The 18350-nt window shown below is 39.3% G+C and carries 14 protein-coding genes; 5 read left to right on the forward strand and 9 right to left on the reverse strand.

Annotation, left to right across the window (positions count from 1 at the left end):
- Positions 1–55: 55 nt before the first annotated feature.
- The 4 genes from HYG87_RS00240 to HYG87_RS00255 form a co-directional block, all read right to left on the reverse strand.
- On the reverse strand, positions 56–1264 hold the full coding sequence (locus tag HYG87_RS00240) for a hypothetical protein (protein ID WP_249164859.1): 1209 nt from the start codon (positions 1262–1264) through the stop codon (positions 56–58).
- Positions 1209–4265 (reverse strand): Mur ligase family protein, encoded by a 3057-nt coding sequence (locus HYG87_RS00245; RefSeq protein ID WP_211533245.1) that lies wholly within the window; start codon positions 4263–4265, stop codon positions 1209–1211. The genes HYG87_RS00240 and HYG87_RS00245 overlap by 56 nt, the downstream gene beginning before the upstream one ends.
- Positions 4266–4269: 4 nt before the next feature.
- Positions 4270–5484 carry a Mur ligase family protein gene (locus tag HYG87_RS00250; protein ID WP_211533246.1) on the reverse strand — a complete coding sequence of 405 codons (1215 nt, stop codon included), beginning with the start codon at positions 5482–5484 and terminating at the stop codon, positions 4270–4272.
- 225 nt (positions 5485–5709) lie between these two features.
- A complete protein-coding gene (locus HYG87_RS00255; RefSeq protein WP_211533247.1) occupies positions 5710–6009 on the reverse strand; it encodes a hypothetical protein in 300 nt (99 codons plus the stop codon).
- Between the two features lie 50 nt (positions 6010–6059).
- Between HYG87_RS00255 and HYG87_RS00260 the strand changes: the two genes are divergently transcribed.
- A complete protein-coding gene (locus tag HYG87_RS00260; RefSeq protein ID WP_211533248.1) occupies positions 6060–6644 on the forward strand; it encodes a class III signal peptide-containing protein in 585 nt (194 codons plus the stop codon).
- Between the two features lie 91 nt (positions 6645–6735).
- Here HYG87_RS00260 and HYG87_RS00265 read toward each other — a convergent pair whose 3' ends face one another.
- Positions 6736–7746: an alpha/beta hydrolase fold domain-containing protein gene (locus HYG87_RS00265; RefSeq protein ID WP_211533249.1), complete on the reverse strand. Its 1011-nt coding sequence runs from the start codon at positions 7744–7746 to the stop codon at positions 6736–6738.
- Between the two features lie 179 nt (positions 7747–7925).
- Between HYG87_RS00265 and msrA the strand changes: the two genes are divergently transcribed.
- The 4 genes from msrA to HYG87_RS00285 all read left to right on the forward strand — a co-directional run bounded on the left by msrA (position 7926) and on the right by HYG87_RS00285 (position 11781).
- A complete protein-coding gene (gene msrA, locus HYG87_RS00270) occupies positions 7926–8414 on the forward strand; it encodes a peptide-methionine (S)-S-oxide reductase MsrA (RefSeq protein ID WP_211533250.1) in 489 nt (162 codons plus the stop codon).
- Positions 8415–8694: 280 nt separating this feature from the next.
- Positions 8695–10425, forward strand: coding sequence for a 2-oxoacid:acceptor oxidoreductase subunit alpha (locus HYG87_RS00275; RefSeq protein ID WP_211533251.1), 1731 nt, complete (start codon positions 8695–8697; stop codon positions 10423–10425).
- 3 nt (positions 10426–10428) lie between these two features.
- The gene (locus HYG87_RS00280) at positions 10429–11307 is read left to right on the forward strand and encodes a thiamine pyrophosphate-dependent enzyme (protein WP_211533252.1); all 879 of its coding nucleotides are present in this window, start codon (positions 10429–10431) and stop codon (positions 11305–11307) included.
- A gap of 57 nt (positions 11308–11364) precedes the next feature.
- Complete coding sequence (locus HYG87_RS00285; protein WP_211533253.1) at positions 11365–11781, forward strand: TIR domain-containing protein; 417 nt, start codon at positions 11365–11367, stop codon at positions 11779–11781.
- A 15-nt stretch (positions 11782–11796) separates the two neighbouring features.
- On the opposite strand, the gene HYG87_RS00290 is transcribed toward HYG87_RS00285, so the two are convergent.
- From HYG87_RS00290 to HYG87_RS00305, 4 genes are read right to left on the reverse strand one after another with little or no spacing between them, the layout of a single operon-like run.
- Positions 11797–14562, reverse strand: coding sequence for an AAA family ATPase (locus HYG87_RS00290; protein ID WP_211533254.1), 2766 nt, complete (start codon positions 14560–14562; stop codon positions 11797–11799).
- Positions 14552–15691, reverse strand: coding sequence for a metallophosphoesterase family protein (locus HYG87_RS00295; RefSeq protein WP_211533255.1), 1140 nt, complete (start codon positions 15689–15691; stop codon positions 14552–14554). Before HYG87_RS00295 ends, HYG87_RS00290 begins: the two co-directional genes overlap by 11 nt.
- On the reverse strand, positions 15691–17223 hold the full coding sequence (locus tag HYG87_RS00300) for a helicase HerA-like domain-containing protein (protein WP_211533256.1): 1533 nt from the start codon (positions 17221–17223) through the stop codon (positions 15691–15693). Before HYG87_RS00300 ends, HYG87_RS00295 begins: the two co-directional genes overlap by 1 nt.
- Positions 17220–18260 carry a DNA double-strand break repair nuclease NurA gene (locus HYG87_RS00305; protein WP_211533257.1) on the reverse strand — a complete coding sequence of 347 codons (1041 nt, stop codon included), beginning with the start codon at positions 18258–18260 and terminating at the stop codon, positions 17220–17222. Before HYG87_RS00305 ends, HYG87_RS00300 begins: the two co-directional genes overlap by 4 nt.
- Positions 18261–18350 lie beyond the last annotated feature (90 nt).

Genomic DNA, 18350 nt, shown 5'->3' on the forward strand with positions numbered 1-18350 from the left:
GGGCAGTAACTGTTGATAAGATATTAATTGGGTAATAACTATTGGATTACCTAAATTAATTGGGTACTAACTCATAGACTTCAGCATAAATCTGTGTATTTCCGGCTGTGCCTCTGGTCCACATAATTATTAGTAAAGGATATTCCCGGGTATTATTCACCTTTACTCCAGTGGAAGGATCCACTCCAAAGGCTACACAGTTAAATGACCAGTTTAAACCTACCGGTAGAGGTACTCCTGCTGAGGTAACTGCTCCTCTTAATGCCCGGGCCGGAGGACAGGTCCCATGGGAAGCAAATCCACCTGGTGCTTCAGGATCCCTCACCCCTACAAAACCTCCTGATTTTCTACCAGAAGCCAGACTCTCAGGAGGTACTATGGTCCCGTTCCATCTATTGGCAAATTCTCGAGCATTATGGGCCCGAGAATAATCATTGAACTCTGGAAAAGACCCTAAATAACTAACCGATCCAGATACTTTCTGGGGAGTGTAGTCATGCATATAAGCCATTACCGGGGCCCCTTCTGGGTAATCTTTAATGTACTCCCGCACAGATTCCCCGAAATAATCCTCAATTTGGGAGGGAGGTACCGTATTTCTACCATCACTGAAATTGGTAAGAGCATAATCCAGTACAATTTTATCTCCTGTCTGGGCCTTATCATACCATTCTTTTACTTTTTCCCCGGAAATATATTGATTAGGGATGGTATCATTGCTGATATCTTCCCCACCAACCACCCTCAAAGTCTGGTTATTTTCACTGATTTCTAAACCGTCTTCAGTTTTATATCCATAGACATAGGGGTTTTTAAATCCCCAAATAAAATTATCAGGGGGGTTAACTGTTAATTTTTCCGCATTAACCACCAGCATTCCTGGTCCTTCATAACCGGTGGCAACTCCATACCGGGAAATACTGCCTCCCGTAAGGTGCACAATAGGGGTGCGGATACTGCCGGTTAATAAAGACTCCATTAAATCCAAAATACGAATATCCCGGGCAAATTCAATCAGATAGCGGGGGTGGGTAATTAAGGGAACCTTCCTTATTTTACTATCATCCACCACATCAGTTCCAGGTAATATGGTATCCCCTGGTGATAAACTGGTGATTTCCTCTGCATTCTGAGCAGGGTATACTTCTTCCAGGTAAACTCCCAGAGGGGTGCTTATAATACCTAGAAATATTAACACTACCAGTACTTTAAATGCCGAGTTCTCCCAGTATTTTTTTAGAATACTTAACTCCTCCTTCTCCAATTATTAATATAATATCCTTATCTTTAACCAATTCCAGTGCTTTTTCCAGGGCCTCCTGCACCTGTTTTTTACTGGCACCCAGGGTTCCTTTTTTTATATTCTCGGCACTGGCACGAGTTTCCACAACCTCTTTATGGATATATTTAGAAGATTTATAGGCAGCATAGGAAGCAGGTATAACCACATCGGCATAGTTAAGGATTTTTGCAATATCTCCATCACCCTGGCTGCCGCTTTCTGAGGAAATGGTGTTTACCACTATTAGTTGAGAATCATCAGGTTTCTTACTTAAAATTCTTTGAATAACTGCTTTTACACCGGCAGGATTATGAGCATAATCTATGATTATAGGGGGATGGTCGCCTATTTTTTCAAACCGACCTTCCACACCACTAAAATCTTGAATACCAGCTACTATATCTTCAAATTTAATACCCATTGCCCAGGCACCTGCTGCAGCAGATAGGGCATTGTAAATATTATATATTCCCTCTATTTTTAATTTAATCAGGGCCTGTTCTGATTTAATCCGAAGCACCATACTTTCTTCTGTTACCTGACGCCCGGATATATCCAGTGGTGGTTTTTTAAATCCACATATACATTTATATTTGCCTAAATGTCCTAAATAATGTTTTTCATACTTGAGCAGGGCTTCACACTGGGGACACTCCCGTCCCTCAGAAAAGGTATTGGTTCTGGTATTAATATTTTCTATACCATAGAATATTATATTTTCCGGATTTTGGGAATGGGCAAAACTGGCTACCAGAGGGTCATCGGCATTTAGTATCAATATATCTGCCACTTCTGTTATTTCTTTTTTACACTGCACATAAAGGTCAAAATCATCATCTTTTTTTAAGTGGTCCCGGGAGATATTGGTTACCAGTCCCAGATCAACTTCACAGTTTAAGGCAGAGTTTTTTATTTCATCCAGGTTTCCAAAGGTACCTATTTCCACCACGGCCATATCTCCTTTAAGACGAGCCTGTAAAGCAGGAATGAGTTCGGTATTGCCCTGGATAGGCATATGATGTTCAGGCACCAGGTAACCTGCTTTATGGAGGATATTTTTCAATATCTGGGTGGTGGTGGTTTTTCCATTGGTACCGGTAATGCCGATAACTGGTTTATCCACCTTACAGATGGCCATTACTTCCTCCACACCAATTATATCTGCATTACTATTTTGGGTAATCATATCCCATACTTTCTGGTTTTCAAATAGTCCGGGGGTGAGTACAATGGTATGGGCTTTTTCTAATACCTCCCGGGAGTGGCCTCCCAGATCCATATTTATACCTTCCTTTATAAACACATCTTTCAAATAGGTATCTGGACTTAAATCAGAAACTGTTACATCAGCTCCGTTATTTTTTAAAACTCTGGCTAATAAACTCCCTACAGTTCCACAACCTCCTATCACCACCACCTGGGAGTTACAATCCTCATAATAATCCAGGGCTTTAAGGATATCATTTTTTACATTGCTATAAGCATTCACTACACCAGGACCCAGGTGCAGGATAGTATCACCTGGTGCTGAAATTTCCAGAGCCATTAAAATAGAAGTGGTAACATCTTCCACTCCATAGCTTTCCACAGCTTCTGCACCAGAGATTACTTCTTCTACTGCTGTCCAGTCAACTTCCTCGGTGGTTTCATTTTTAGCACTGGAAATAATCACATCTGCTTTTTTATCTAAAATACCACCAATTTTTGATTTATCTCTGGTGGTAAGGGTGTCCGGGTTATCCAGGCTTATTATCAGTCTTCCCGGAACAGATAATCCTTCTAATAATTTTTCCATACTTTCCGGGTTATGGGCTGCATCCATAAAAATATTAACCTCATTAAGTTGGCCTATTTTCTCAAAACGACCTTTAACCCCGGGGAATGATTCAATTTGTTCTTTTAAATATTCCAGATCAAAACCCAGGACCAGCCCGGTCCCCAGAGCAGCCAGCGCATTCTCTATATTACAGCTACCCGGTATTTTTAACTGTATATCTGTTTTAAAGGGCCCTATTTTTTTTGGGGTGAAATTATCACAACTGCAACTTAGCTTTTTACAATGGACACATATACTACTAGGAAGGGTGGTGGTTACCAGGGTGAAACTGGAACCATCCAGACCATTTAATTTGATATTCTCTGCTCGAATATTAAGATCCTGAGGGAGAGGACCATAAATTTCATCCTCAAATTCTATGCACTGGGGGATTCCCAGTCCATAATAAACACATTCTTGGTTAATCTCTCTTGTTTTTTGGATGATCACCGGGTCATCACCATTTACCAGTAACACACCCTGGGGTGCAATTAAATGGGATAGTGAAAAGTTACGGTTTATATACTCTTCATAGCTTTGGAATTCATCCATATGATCCGGGGTGAGGTTGGTTAATACTCCGGCACATAGTTCCAATCCATCAGCCATCCTTATAGTTCCATGGGGAAGTTCAAATATAGCCAGATCCTTTTTACTGGTTTTTTCACTCACCACCAGTTCTACCAGCCCTTCAATTACCAGAGAATCCTGCAGGGATGAAAAAGTCACGGTCTCCAGCTTTCCTTCCAGCAAGTGGTTAATCATATTGGTGGTGGTGGTTTTACCATCAGTCCCTCCAATACCCACCAGGGGTAAGCTCAGCAGGGAATTCAAAATTTCCCCTATATGGGAAGTAGTTATGAGATCTATTTTTTTATTTTCTTTACTCTTTTCAATGAATTTACGTATATCTGCCTGGGGTGGTATGTTAGGGGATATGAAAATAGCATCTGCCCATAATACACTGTCAAAGATATGGGTTCCCAGCTCAAAAACAACCCCCTTTTCTTCCAGTTTTTTAATTTTTTTTCGGGCTTTTTTAGGAAGGGAGTTATAGTCCTGCATATCTGAAACCCTAACCTGATTACCTAAATATTTTAATAAATTAGCAGCAGGCCTTCCTGCATTCCCTGCCCCTACTACCAGTATTTTTTTGCCATTTATCAATGTATCAACCTTTAGAAAGTGATTCAATATAATTTTGTATTTTCATTATTTTATTTTGACCATTTCCACCTATAAAAATATTTTTAAATGATATGTATGGTTTTATAATCTCAGGGAGTTGATTTAATTCCTTTATGATTTTCACTTCACCTTCAAAGCCCAGTGATATTAATTTCTTCACTCCCAGGGAAGTGGTATCCTCCAGACCAGGGAATAAAATAATGGTCTCTGGATGGGATTTATATACTTCCTCTAAAATTTGAAACCTCCATTTTTCCTCTTTTCGGGGTGTTCCCACCACCATCACCGGAAAATCTCCTTCTTTTAAAACTTCCTGAATGGCCCCGACGTTATCAGTTTTACCTACCACAATGTGGCTGCCCTGAATATTAAATGATTTTATACGCCCTTTGATGGGATTAAAATTCTCCAGTGAATCTTTAATAATATCCTGTTTTATTTTTAGAAATTGGGCCACAGTTTCTGCTGCTCCTGCATTAATTTTATTAAATTCTCCAAAAAGAAGAAGGGGATAGGAGGTCTTATCATAAAAACTGAAATTTACTAGATTTTTTGATATTTCCACCAGATACTTATCCTGTTTATTCAACAGACTATGTTTTGACTTTAAAAAAGCACCCAGGTTATGGGCATAGTTTTCCAGGGACTGATGGTGGTTCAGGTGGTCGGCCCCTATATTGGTGGCCACCACCAGATCGAAGTCAAAACAATGTTCGGCATAGTCCAGGGTCATATCACAGACTTCCACAATCATCACCTGGTATTTATCACCATCAGCTTCTAAAATTAGTTCACTGTAACCATCAAATCCACCCCCGGCATTACCCCCGATTAAAACATCCATACCTGCCTTTTCCAGTATGCTTTTTATCAAAAAAGAGGTGGTGGTTTTTCCATTGGTTCCGGTAACTCCAATGGTGAAAATTGAACGGTGGGTGTTTATTTTATCAGACAATAGTATCTTAGATTTTTTAACTTTTTTACCTAAAGGAGTTTGCCATAAACCGGGACTTAGAGCCACAGCATCGGCTGAAAATATTTTATCTTCATCATGGAATCCTAAATCAAGATCAACATCCTTTTCTTTCAGGATGATTTCTTTATTAAGGTCAGTAGCATAGATCTGGTGATTCCTATTTTTAAGAGATTTGATGGCTTTTTTACCCTCAACTCCCAGTCCAATTACGGCAACTTTCATCAATACACCTTAAATATAAAATTAAGTAAATTATTCTGGTTGTCTTTTTCTGGTTTTTAAGATTAATTATAAGAAATTTTTATTAGTTATCTATTAAAATAAGTAATATTTAAAGTAATTTTTTATGCATATTTTATTAAAAATTCACAAGTTTATTCCTGTTGATAAATTAGAATAAAGTAAAAAAACCGGGAGTTAAGTAATGATTATTTTCTAAAGGATATTTTATTCTACTTTAGAATCATTTTTATCTTGATTTACAATATTATCTTCTTCTTTGTCAATACCATACTCTTCTTTTAGCTCATCCAGGATATCTTCATGTAGATTAGAAACTTTTACTTCTAGTTGTTCCCTTTTTCTAGTTTTTACTCTACGGCCAATAATCCATAACACCACTACCACCGACAGGATAAAAGCCAGTGCTACTACAACCGGGATTAAAAGCGAGTAATCAAATCCATCAATATTGAATTCCGGCCCCATAGTTAAAATATTGGTAAAGAGATATATAATAGTAATCATTTGAAATTTAAATAAAAAATATGTTTTATTTTACATCTCGGGGGTAAAAAATGGGATTAAGATATGATACCGGAGGACAGGGGTCAGCTGAATATGTGCTGCTTTTTGCTGCAGTTATTGTGATTGTTATTGCTGGATTATACATGTATTATTCTTATTTTAGTTTTGGAGAGGAAGTGGAAATGGTGGATGTGAGTTTAACCATTACCAATACCGGGCCCCGGCCATCCCAGTTTATTTATGAAGCCAATAATACCACTGGTGTAAATCGCCATATAAGTACCGGTAACCCTGGAAATTTCTTTTTCACCTTGGCTCAGGGCCGAAGCCGTACCTTTTCTTTAGGCACCATGCATTCTCCTGCCAGCTTCACCATTGAAGGAGGGGTGGGAAATCCCACCCGTGGAAGTGCCCAGCAAAGAGGTGAAGGTCAGTCTGGTAGATGGACCCTTACTATTGGAAACCAGACCATCTCCTGGGATATAAAGGGTCCTTATGATTGGAGAAAAAAACCTTCAGGTAGTGTTATTAGAAGCTTTTCTATAAGTGGAGGGGGAGGAGGACTTCCATTTAATATCACCGAAGACCTGCAAACCGTGAGGACCAATGTGAGTGGGGCCTTTAAAATAATATAAGTTTTAATATCCCCTTTTTTTATTAATTTTTATATGCCTCAAAAAGTACTACTTTTTATAATCCACTATTATTAGTTTGTTTTACAGTATTTTAATAATCCACTACTTTTAGTTCTTTTACCGGTGTACCATCACTCCACAAACCCATAAAACGCTGCTGGGTGGTATTTCCCAGGGCGTATTCTCTGTTTATCCCATAGAACGCTGCTTCATATAGTCCATCAAATAATTTCCAGGTTCCATAATAATCCAGGGCATTAACCATTAAACGATATTCTCCACAATTTAAAATTGCTAAAGGGGAGAGATGGTCTGCAATTAAAGGCGGGTTTCCATGGAAATCTGATACCATAATTACATAATTTTTATTTTCCGGGGGTATGCTGGTGGTTTCTTTTATTATCTTTTCTGAATCAAAAGAACCTACAATATCATCCCTATCACCAGCTAAAGTTAATAGTAGGGTGCTGGATGGTATTTTAGATAAATCCTCCAGCAAGGGTCCCATGGTCCGGTTTTCTGAACGGGATAAACCGGGTTGGACACAGAATATTGCTTTTGGTTGGGGAATACCTTCCTGGGATGCTCGAGCTGCCATATTGATGGATATAAGACCACCAGCGGAGTGCCCTACCAGGGCCAGATTTTCCCTCTGGGGCCGGACATGCTCACCATTTTCCAGCTGGATAAATGCATCTTTAAGGGAATAAATAGCATTCTGGGTGAAATTGTCTGAAGAATCCAAAATACTGGACTGATAACGGGGATAAATCACAATATTGCCTTTTTTTACCAGATGATCAATCCAGGGACGATAAAATAAAGGATTGGTAGCGGACCATCCGTGGTTAAATACTATTACTGGAGCAGATTCAGGTGAAGGGGATCCTGGCTCAAATATCCAGTACTGCAATGCTCCACTACCATAAGTAGAGGATATCACTTGAGAATGATTATAATCCCTTCCACCAGGACCACTAACTGCCTGGAAGGGCCCCTGAATGTTTGAAGCATATATGGGAGTGCAAAAAGCTATAATTAAAAATATAAAAGCAAAACCCGAAAAAAATAGATATCTATGGGAGGAAGACGCAAGAATCATGTATAACTTTTTTTAATTAATTGCTAATTAATCTATTCCTGGTAAGTTTTTTTAAAATAACAGGGAAAAAAATTTGTATTTATAAAAACATAATTACATTGATGATGAATACCATTTTTCGGTAAAAATCAGGGTAAGTATCTCTTTAAAGATAATCTCACATCATGGATAGGGATAATATGAAAGAAGACAAAACACAAAAAGCTACCTTTGGAGCAGGATGTTTTTGGGGTGTGGAAGATGCATTTAGAAAGCTTAAAGGAGTTAAATCCACAAAAGCAGGTTATATGGGTGGTCATCTAAAAGACCCCACCTATGAAGATGTATGCCGGGGGGATAGTGGACATGCAGAAGTGGTTCAGGTGACCTATAATCCAGAGGAAGTATCTTATATGGATCTTCTGGATTTATTCTGGAAAATTCACGACCCTACCACCTTAAATCGTCAGGGGCCAGATATTGGATACCAGTACCGTTCTGCTATCTTTTATCATAACCTGGAGCAGAAGGCCCAGGCCTTGATTTCTATGGAAAAACTGCAGTCCTCCCCGGGATATGATAGGGAAATTGTAACTGTTATTGAACCAGCCACCACCTTTTACCAGGCAGAGGAATACCATCAACAGTATCTGGAAAAAACAGGGAAAAAAAGCTGCCATTTCTTCTAGTTATTTAAAAGATACTACCTTTTATAATAGGAGAACAATTTATTTACTTCAAAAATCATATAATATAATGATTTTATGTTAAAATCACTTACAACCACTCTTTTAAAACAATCAACTTATTTTAAAAGGCAGATTCCTATCTTTTATATTTACTTAAGTATCCTTATTTATTTTTCAAATACTTTAAATTACTTCTCTTTTCCAATGGATTTATTAAATACTCCTTTTAGAGCTTTTAATTCTTATTTATCATAATAAAGTATAATGCGGGTGAAAACCAATGTCCATGATAAAATTAGAAGAAGATGTTTCCCTGGTGCTTTGTGGTGAAGCAGGGCAGGGAATTCAAAGTGTGGAGAATATTATGGTGCAGGCCTTGAAGATGGGAGGTTACCATGTTTTTTCCACCAAGGAATACATGTCCCGGGTGAGGGGTGGTCAAAACTCTACCCAAATCCGGGCCTCCTCAAAAAGGGTTAAAGCTTATCGGGATAGGATTGATATCCTGGTGGCTCTAAGTAAGGGTGCTATTCCCCACTTAGAAAAGAGAATAACTGAAAATACCCTTATATTAGGAGATGAAGAGGTACTCCAGGACTTGGAGGAGAAATACTATAATCTCTTAAAAGCCCCCTTTATTTCTAAAGCCAAAAAACTGGGAGGCCTCATATTCTCCAATGTGATTGCTGCTGGTGCCCTGTCCTGTATTATGGGAGTGGATAAAGAGATATTTGACGAACTAATCACTCTTCTTTTTGCATCCAAGGGTGAAAAGATCCTGGAAAACGATTTAAAAGCCGGGGTGGAAGGATACGATATAGGGAAAAAAATCCTTGATAGTGGTCGGATTTCAATTAAAATAGAAAAAAACCCGGCTACTGGTAAAGAAATATTAATTAACGGTACCCAGGCAGTGGGGTTAGGTTGCATTTCCGGGGGATGTAAATTTATTTCAGCTTATCCCATGACTCCTTCCAGTCCCTTACAGGTCTTCATGGCAGATAATGCCTCAGAATTTGAAATGGTATTTGAACAGGCAGAAGATGAAATAGCTGCCTTAAATATGGCCTTAGGAGCATCTTATGCTGGAGCACGGGCTATGACTGCCACCTCAGGAAGTGGATTTGCCCTTATGCAGGAAGGGGTGGGACTAGCAGGGATGATTGAAACCCCGGTGGTTATCTATATTGCCCAGAGGCCAGGACCAGCGGTGGGCCTGCCCACCCGAACTGCCCAGGAAGATCTTAACTTAGCCCTTTACTCGGGGCCCGGAGAATTTCCCCGGATAATCTTTGCCCCCGGGAACTTTAAAGATGCCCTGGAATTATCCCATAAATCATTCAACCTGGCTGAAAAATATCAAATCCCGGTATTTATATTATCCGACCAGTATATGGCGGATATTTATTATAACCTGCCCTCTCTGGATATAGAAAAACTGGAAGTAGAGGATTATATCTTTGAAACTGATACCGATTATAAAAGATACCTCTTCACCCCGGATGGTATTTCACCCCGGGGTATACCTGGTTATGGGCAGGGCTTAGTATGTGTTGACTCAGATGAACATGATGAAGAAGGACACATAACAGAAGATCTTAATCTTCGAACCCGTATGGTGGATAAAAGACTAAAAAAGATGGATAAAATAAGAAAAGAAGCAGTTCCTGGTGAATTTTTTTCCACATCAAATTCGTCGGCCTATACAACTCTGATAATGGGCTGGGGTTCCACTTACTGGCCCTTGAAAGAGGCCCTCCTGGAAATGGATAATGATAATCTGGCCCTATTACACCTCAAACAGTTATATCCTCTCTCTTCCCAGGCAGGGGAATTAATTAAAAAGGCCAAAAAAAGTGTTATGTTTGAGAATAATGCCCAGGGCCAGATGGCCCAACTCATTCAAAAGGAAACAGATTTGAAAATTGATCATAAGGTTTTAAAATATAATGGAATGCCCTTTTCTGTTGAAGAAATTTTAGCAGTATTGGAAACTCTGGAGGAGGAATAATAAATGGATCCAGAAATCTTTGAAATGGAGAATGCAGATATTGCCTGGTGTCCGGGATGCGGGGATTTTCTTATATTAAAAGCATTAAAACAGGCCCTGGCAGATTTAGAATTAGGTCCAGAAAAACTGGTTTTAGTATCCGGTATTGGACAGGCTGGAAAACTACCCCACTACCTTAAATCCAATGTATTCAATGGTTTACATGGCAGATCCCTATCACCAGCCACGGGTATTAAAGCATCAAATCCAGATATGGTGGTTATTGATGTTTCTGGTGATGGTTGTATGTATGGGGAGGGGGGAAATCACTTCATGCACACCATACGCCGTAATCCAGACATCACCAACATAGTATTAAACAACATGGTCTATGGTTTAACCAAGGGTCAGGCATCACCCACCAGCCAGATAGACTTTAAAACCCCATTCCAGGTAGATGGAGTATTTGAAGAACCATTTAACCCCTTGGCCGTGGCCATAACTTTAGGTGCTTCTTTTGTGGCCAGAACATTTGCAGGAGATATACCTCATATGGTGGAAGTCCTGAAAAAAGCCATAGAACACAAGGGATATTCACTGGTGGATATATTTCAACCCTGTGTTACCTTCAACAAGGTGAATACTTTTACCTGGTTTAAAGAAAACACCTACCTCATGGATGATACCCACAATCCCTACCTTAAAATAGAGGCCCTGAAAAGAGCCCTGGAAGGAAATGATGGTGAAGGTAAATTCCCCCTGGGCATATTTTATATTAAAAAGGGCCATCCCACCTTTGAAGAAAATCTATCAGTTTATAAAAAAGACAAAACACCCTTATTCCGGAGGAAAGTGGATAAAAATAAATTAAAAAATTTAATTGATTCTAAAAGAGGCCTGTAAATAAATATGCCTTTTATAAGTATATTATTTACAGGATAAATTATAACAGGTAATACCATGTTTGAAGAAGAAATGGACAACCGGACATATAAATTATTTATAAGCCAGTATAAAGAGGAAGAAGAAGAAAATATACTTTTTATAAATAGACTGGAACAGGCCCATGATTTCCAGTGGGAAAATAATTCCCTCCCCCAGGATACACCACTTGAAATCAAAAATAAGTTAAAGGAAGCAGATGTGGTGGTGGTACTCTCCGGACTATACAGTAACCACCCTGATTACATTAAAAAACTAATAAATACTGCCCAACAAGAAGATAAACCCCTGGTCATTATCCGGCCCTATGGGGTGGAAAATATACCTCTGGAACTGGAAAAAAAAGCCCAGGAAGTGGTGGGATGGAATGCTCCCTGTATTGTGGATGCCATAAAAGGTGTTTTAGGTGTGGGGGAGGGTAGTTGTGATTTATAAAAAATTAATTCACCTTTAGATTACCGGTACTTCCTCCCGGGCCACATCCATAATCACCCGGGATTCTCCTTCTTCTTTTTTAACTTTAATTATATTATCAGCAGCTTCTTCCAGGTCACTATCATGGGTAACAATAATCATCTGGGGCAGTACCGATAATCTCTTCAGGATATCGATTAATTCCTGACGACGGTAACTATCCAGATGGATGGTAGGCTCATCCAGCATAATAAGCTCCAGTTTACCTCCAGATAGCACCCGGGTAATGGCCAGACGCAAGGCCAGGGCCACTGCAATTTTCTCCCCACCACTAATCATATCTAGAGTGGTCTTACCCCCGGGACCATATACTTCCACCTCATAGTCCTCATCCAGGGAAATATCGGAATACTCAAAATTGAACCTGTCAAAAAACTTACGGGCCTCCTCCTGAATAAGAGGCCGGGAACGGTTCCGCAGATCCTTTTGCACTCCATCCTTGCCAAATAACTTACGAATATAATTCAGAACTTTAATAAAATCTTTAAGATTATCTAACTCTTTTTCAACATCCTTTAAAGAATCCAGATCCTTTTGTAGATCCTCTATAGCAGAAATGTTCATGCCCTGAATTCCCTCATTTTTACTTTTCTGGCTATTTAACTCTATGAAGGAATCTTTTTTTTGTTCATAAGCCTGGAGAATCTTTTTATGTGCAATATCATCATACTCGATTTTAATAAGACTACTGTGAAGGGATTCCTTATTTTTCATATTTTCTTCCAGGTCCAGTTTCTTTTTTTGCAGCTTTTCGATTATGCTATTTTTTTGAGATACCCGGCCCTTCAATTGATTTAAATTATTCTTGAATTCTTCCCTCTTATCAATTTCTTCCTGGAGGATATCACTATCCAGCAGGGAATAATCCTCTTTAAATTGTCTGAAATAATCCAACTCCAGGGAGGATAATAATCCCTTTATCCGGGAGTCTTCTTCAATTATTTTTTCCACCAGACTATTTTTCTCTTTTTCCAGAGTCTCCACCGGATCCAGGTTTTCCAGGGAATGTTTGGCCTTGAAATAATTCTCTTTATGATTTTCAATCTCTTTTAACCGGCTTTTTTTGGATTTTATACTGGATTCTATTTCTTCAAGGGCGATATTTTGGATTTTTAAATCCTCCAGTTTCATCTCCAGATTACTCAGTTTGTGGGAGGCCGTATTTCTGGTTTTTATTTTTTCCTGAAGTATATCCATATTGATGTTCTGGAAGGAATTTTTACGTTTTTGTAACTCTTCCTTTTCATTATCCAACTTCTCTATAGATTCTTCCAGAGCCACCATCTGCTTTTTATTGGAAGTGATATCCTGCTGGTAAAGTGTTACCAGCTCTGTTTTTTTGATTTTACTGATATCTGACTGGCAGATGGGACACTTATCCTCCACCTCTTTTAATTCCTCCAATGGTTTTTTTAGCTGCTGGTTTTGATTTTTAAGGGATAATAAGGTTCCCTTTTTATCCTGCAGTTCCTGGTCTAGAAGATTCAGTTTATGGTTCAGGGCAATTTCTAATTTTCTATGGAGTGAATCTATTTCCTCTGCCGAGTCCAGATTACTCTCCAGGATCTGGTTGTAATAAGAGAAAGTTTCACTTATTTGTTGATTCAATTGGTCTATTTCCTGCTTAGTTTTATCTTTATCTGATATGAGACTTCTTATAATGGCCGGGGTGCCTTCAAACTTCTCTTTATCTTTAAGCAGGGATTCTATTTTCTTTTCGATGTTATGATACTCCTCCTGGAATATCTTATTTGAGACTAAAACTTGATTTAAATCATTAACCTTTTTTAAATTTGATAAAATCTGTTTTTCAGTTTGATGGTGTATATTTAAATTGTTAAGGCCTTTTTGGAGTAAAATAAGATTATTTAAAGGAAGGATTTCAGTTTCCAGTTTACTTATTTTAGATTCATCTTCTTTTATCCGGGATAAATCTTTTTTCAGGCTATCTTTATCTTCCTTTAATCCTTTTAGAATATTTTCCAGGGAATCCAGACGGGATTTGATTTCACGGTACTCCAGTTTTTTCTCATCCAGTTTCTCCTTATCAGTTTTTAGCTGTTCTATTTCCTGGTGAATAGCTTCAATCTCCTGGTTTAATTCCCCTATAAAAACATCCCTCTTATTTTTTTCCTCCATTTTATCAGCTAATTTTTTTTCCCAGGTTTCTTTAGACTCCATTTTACCCTTTAAAAACTGTTCTTCACTACTATAGTGGCCAATTAAGGGAACCATATTTTTCCAGGCGTTTTCCAGGGATTCAATACCCAGTAATTTACCAATCAGCTGCTTTTTTTCAGAAGGCTTTTTATCAATTAAATCTGCTATTTCGCCCTGGCGGATATATACGGCATTTAAAAAGAGACTGCTATCCATTTCCAGCAGGCTTTCAATTTCAGCACTTACCCCTTTATCCCCGGTAGCAATCTGATGGAAACCATCCCGGTCTTCTTGTTCTAAAACAGCCCGTGAAGTGGATTTACTTCTCTCCCGGGTAACCTGATAAGTTTTACCATTAACCAGGAACTTTAAAACCACCCTTAATTTCTTTTCTCCAGTTTTAATAAGACTGGGTAAATTACGAGCAGAATAACTTTTAAAAAGAGCAAAACTAACTGCCTCCAGGATACTGGACTTACCCGCCCCATTTTCGCCCATTATGATGGATATGCCTGCTGGAAACTCGATTTTACTTTTAGGGTGGGACTTGAAATTATGCAGTTGCAGTGATTTAATAATCATAATATTCCTCTAAAAATTTTTGACTTATCTTCTGGGCTGTATCCATATTACCTTCTGCTATTTCCTTAAAAAGCACCACACCCATATCGATTAAAGGCTTATTATCAGTTTCTTTTAGATGTTCCCGTAAAAGGGTGGGGATATCCAGTCCCGGACCATCCACCATCTTTTTTTCCGCATCCAATTCATCTATCTGGAAATTTGGACGCAGACTAAGCACCATTTCTGAGAGAGAATCATTGAGTTTCTGGTATGCCTCTGCACGGGAAAAATTACCTCCACTCACCGTTAAATGCAGTACCGGTTTACTCTTAAGTTTATGGATATAATCCTGCAATTTAACTATCTCCCTCTCCAGATGGGAGTATTCTGCACGGGTTTTGATAAACTCCCGGGGTAGTTCTATATTAACCGGATCCACCTGGAAGGATTCTCCATGGGTATCCACCAGATAATATCCTTTGCCTTTTTTCTGGTAGTTTTCCACTTCATCCATCTTCCATATCTCGGTAGAACCGGGATAAACCATTTTACCCCCTCCATAATCATCCACAATCCGGCTATGGATATGGCCCAGGGCATAATAATCAAATCCTTCTGGAATATCCGCCAGCTCCAGCTCATATTCATAGGGAAGGTACTTATCAATACCCTGATGCAAAACCATAATACGCTTATTATAACCAGCAGACTCCTTTTCCAGTAACTTCAACTTTTCTTTTAGTGTATCTGCATGGTAACGGGAGATGTAGGGGGATCCTCCAATAAAAATATCATCCTGCTCATAAAAGGGGGTGCGGGGGCTGATGATTTTTAAACCCAGCTCCTGGAATAAGAGATGAGGGGGCAGGGCATTTTTTTTCATAATAATATCATGATTCCCGGCAATGGCATAAACCGGTATCTTTGCTTCTTTTAGTCTGATTAATCCTTTCTGCACTTCCAGGAGGGCCTGGGTAGGGGGTCGGGAAAATTCAAAAAGATCCCCGGCATGCAGGACAAAATCCGGCCTCTCCTGGATGATACTACTTACCAGGTCTTGAAAAACATTATAATAATCCTTTTCTCTTTCAAAAAGACCATACTGCCGGTAACCCAGATGGGTGTCTGATAAATGGGCAAACTGCATCAGTAGTCCCCTCCCAGATTTTTAAGGTTCTCTTCCTGTTTTTTAATGGTTTCTTCTTTTTTTTGCCGGGTTTTACCCCAGATATCAATCACAGCTAAATCCTGACCAAATTTCTTATTTTTATGTTCATCAATTTTAACCAGGGCGGGGATTTTTGTCATTAACCCCAGCACCACAGCTTCCCCAATATTCAAGGAGGGCAGTTGTTTTAAGAGATCATCACTCAAGTTTTCACTGGCAGTCTGTACATGCCGCTGGTCCTGGGGTTCCACCAATCGCAGGATTATCATATTGTTGGCCTGGGAAAGGGAATCTGGATCAACGGACTTGGGGCTCTGGCTTACCAGACACAAACCCAATCCAAATTTACGTCCTTCCCGGGCAATACGACTAATCCATAACTTGGACTGGGTGTTCCGGTTTTTAGGGGCCAGGATATGGGCTTCTTCCAGGATGAAAAATACCGGATGTTGCAGGGGCATTTTCTCATCAGGGTCACTTCTCAACCACTTCTTATTATTTTGCAGAGCATTACGTAGTATGTGGCTTACGATAACCTCGGCAGCAGACTCATCCACCGAACCCATATCAATGATATTGGCCTTACCCATCTCCAGCCTGCTCAGGATATTACCTGCTGAGAGGTTGATTATAGAACTGTAACGCCTCTCCAGATCATCTATTTTATTTAAAACATCCACGATTTGTTTTTCTTTAGAAACATCCTGATTATTAAAGAGTATCTGGCCACTGGCCCAACCTTTTAGTATTCCCCGCAGGGCCTGGATAAAATCATTACCGGGTATGACTCCCTCCTCGGCCTGTTTACGAGCCATCCGGTAAGCCTCACCAAAGTAACGCTCCTGAAGATAGGCCTTACCCTCAATACGGGCAAGCCTCTTCATCTCTGAAAAAGACATGTAGAGGGGGTTAATCTCGGGGCGTATTATCTTTGACTCTCCGTTTTCAAAATCAATATCATACTCAGAGTGCATATCAAATACAACCACACATCCATTATATTTTAAGATACCATCTATTACCACCGCCACGGTATTGGATTTACCCGCCCCGGTCATGGCCATTATGGCCAGATGACGGGAGAACATTTTCTCCAGATCTACCTGCACTTCCACCTCTTCCTGGGAAATGAGACTACCTAATTTCAGGCTATTTTTCCGGGGGAAAATTTTCTCCAGATCACTTTTAGAAGCAGGTAAAACCTCTGTTCCCGGGGGAGCCGGGGTGCGAGGGATTCTAAGGTTATGATTAAGGTCACCCAGGATACCCACACTACCCCGGATGTAGTGATCATCCCCTTCGATTTTTCTTATTTTCTCAATGGTGGAGGGATCAAATATATCAGAGGTGATGGATACACTGCCCCTTACCAGGGATTCAATCATCCCCAGCACATTTTTTCCATCATATTTCAGGCAAACGTATTCCCCTACCTGGGGCATCTGTTTGGAAATAAAAGTAATCTGCACCAGTGAGGTCTCCCCTACACATCTTCCTATGACTTTTTTCATAACATTTCCCTCCCATCCTTTTCCAGAAAGCCCATAATACTTGAAAGTCTTTCCAGATCAGTTTTCTTTATAACCACATCATGGTGGGCCTTTTTTAATAAATAGGGATAACCTTCCACACTATCTCTTTTTAAAATTCCTAAAACATTTTCCACATCGTCTATACTTGCATGGTAGGGTAGCTCTATTTTTATAATATTCTTATAATCCTCTAAACGGGCATAAAATATGGTGAACTCCTTTTCCCGGAAATAATTATCTAAAATAGGAAACTCCCGCTTAAGCTGGCTGGAAACCGTTAAATAATAGGGATGGGAGTAACCCTCTTTTTTATTGCTCCTGTCAAAAAGGGATATGTCCGGTATATTGGATAAGAAGTAATCATTACGGGTGGAAGTCTTGGAGATGGCCACCAGTTTTTTCCCATAATCCAGCAACTTTTTTATCACCAGAAGATTCTCCAGGTTCTCCAGGTAAATTAGAGATTCTGTATCTTTATTAGAATCATCCAGGAGGTTGGTGGAACTGATTTCAACCAGATTATTATCCAGTTCCCTTAGAAGAAGGTGCCGGTATTCTTCTTCAATTTCCCTTTTAGTTTTAGTTTTAAGTTCTCTATCCATGGGAAAAGGCCGTATCAGGTTACCCAGGAGGGAACCATCAAATAAATAGTAATCAACCCCTTTTTCTAAGGCCTGCAGGGCATTTTTGGTTTCATATAAACTCATATAATTTCGCAAGCGGTCCTCTACAAAGCGGTGATGGGGTAGGAGATCTATTTGTGAGTTTTCAATTTTCTGCAATTCCTCGTTATAGATCAGGGTTTCGGCACTGATGGCATAGAAAATAAAACTTAAAAACTTTTTTTTGTGGATGCTACCATCTCCTGCAGATAGCACCACATTGTCTGGTGCGATTTTAATGTTCTGATTTATCCATTTTTCATGGGGATCTAGTTCCACGTCATAAAACACATCAACTTTATTTAAAATCTCTTCTTTTTTTTCTAAGGCCATTTCCAGTAGGGATTCCAGCATGAAGCCACCTGCAAATTAAGGTAATTAATTTATAAGTTTAAGTATCCACCTATATATATTTTCCATATACAGTTTAATTAGAAAATAAAA

Origin of the sequence: Methanobacterium alkalithermotolerans, from assembly GCF_018141185.1 — an archaeon.
Classification (GTDB): Archaea; Methanobacteriota; Methanobacteria; order Methanobacteriales; family Methanobacteriaceae; genus Methanobacterium_F; species Methanobacterium_F alkalithermotolerans.

Excerpts from the sequence above, each read along its gene's own strand:
- HYG87_RS00285 (WP_211533253.1), top strand. The coding sequence starts at position 11,365 with ATGTTTGAAGAAGAAATGGACAACCGGACATATAAATTATTTATAAGC.
- HYG87_RS00260 (WP_211533248.1), top strand. The coding sequence starts at position 6,060 with ATGGGATTAAGATATGATACCGGAGGACAGGGGTCAGCTGAATATGTG.
- HYG87_RS00300 (WP_211533256.1), bottom strand. The coding sequence starts at position 17,223 with ATGAAAAAAGTCATAGGAAGATGTGTAGGGGAGACCTCACTGGTGCAG.
- HYG87_RS00295 (WP_211533255.1), bottom strand. The coding sequence starts at position 15,691 with ATGCAGTTTGCCCATTTATCAGACACCCATCTGGGTTACCGGCAGTAT.
- HYG87_RS00265 (WP_211533249.1), bottom strand. The coding sequence starts at position 7,746 with ATGATTCTTGCGTCTTCCTCCCATAGATATCTATTTTTTTCGGGTTTT.
- HYG87_RS00305 (WP_211533257.1), bottom strand. The coding sequence starts at position 18,260 with ATGCTGGAATCCCTACTGGAAATGGCCTTAGAAAAAAAAGAAGAGATT.
- msrA (WP_211533250.1), top strand. The coding sequence starts at position 7,926 with ATGAAAGAAGACAAAACACAAAAAGCTACCTTTGGAGCAGGATGTTTT.
- HYG87_RS00250 (WP_211533246.1), bottom strand. The coding sequence starts at position 5,484 with ATGAAAGTTGCCGTAATTGGACTGGGAGTTGAGGGTAAAAAAGCCATC.
- HYG87_RS00255 (WP_211533247.1), bottom strand. The coding sequence starts at position 6,009 with ATGATTACTATTATATATCTCTTTACCAATATTTTAACTATGGGGCCG.
- HYG87_RS00280 (WP_211533252.1), top strand. The coding sequence starts at position 10,429 with ATGGATCCAGAAATCTTTGAAATGGAGAATGCAGATATTGCCTGGTGT.
- HYG87_RS00275 (WP_211533251.1), top strand. The coding sequence starts at position 8,695 with ATGTCCATGATAAAATTAGAAGAAGATGTTTCCCTGGTGCTTTGTGGT.
- HYG87_RS00290 (WP_211533254.1), bottom strand. The coding sequence starts at position 14,562 with ATGATTATTAAATCACTGCAACTGCATAATTTCAAGTCCCACCCTAAA.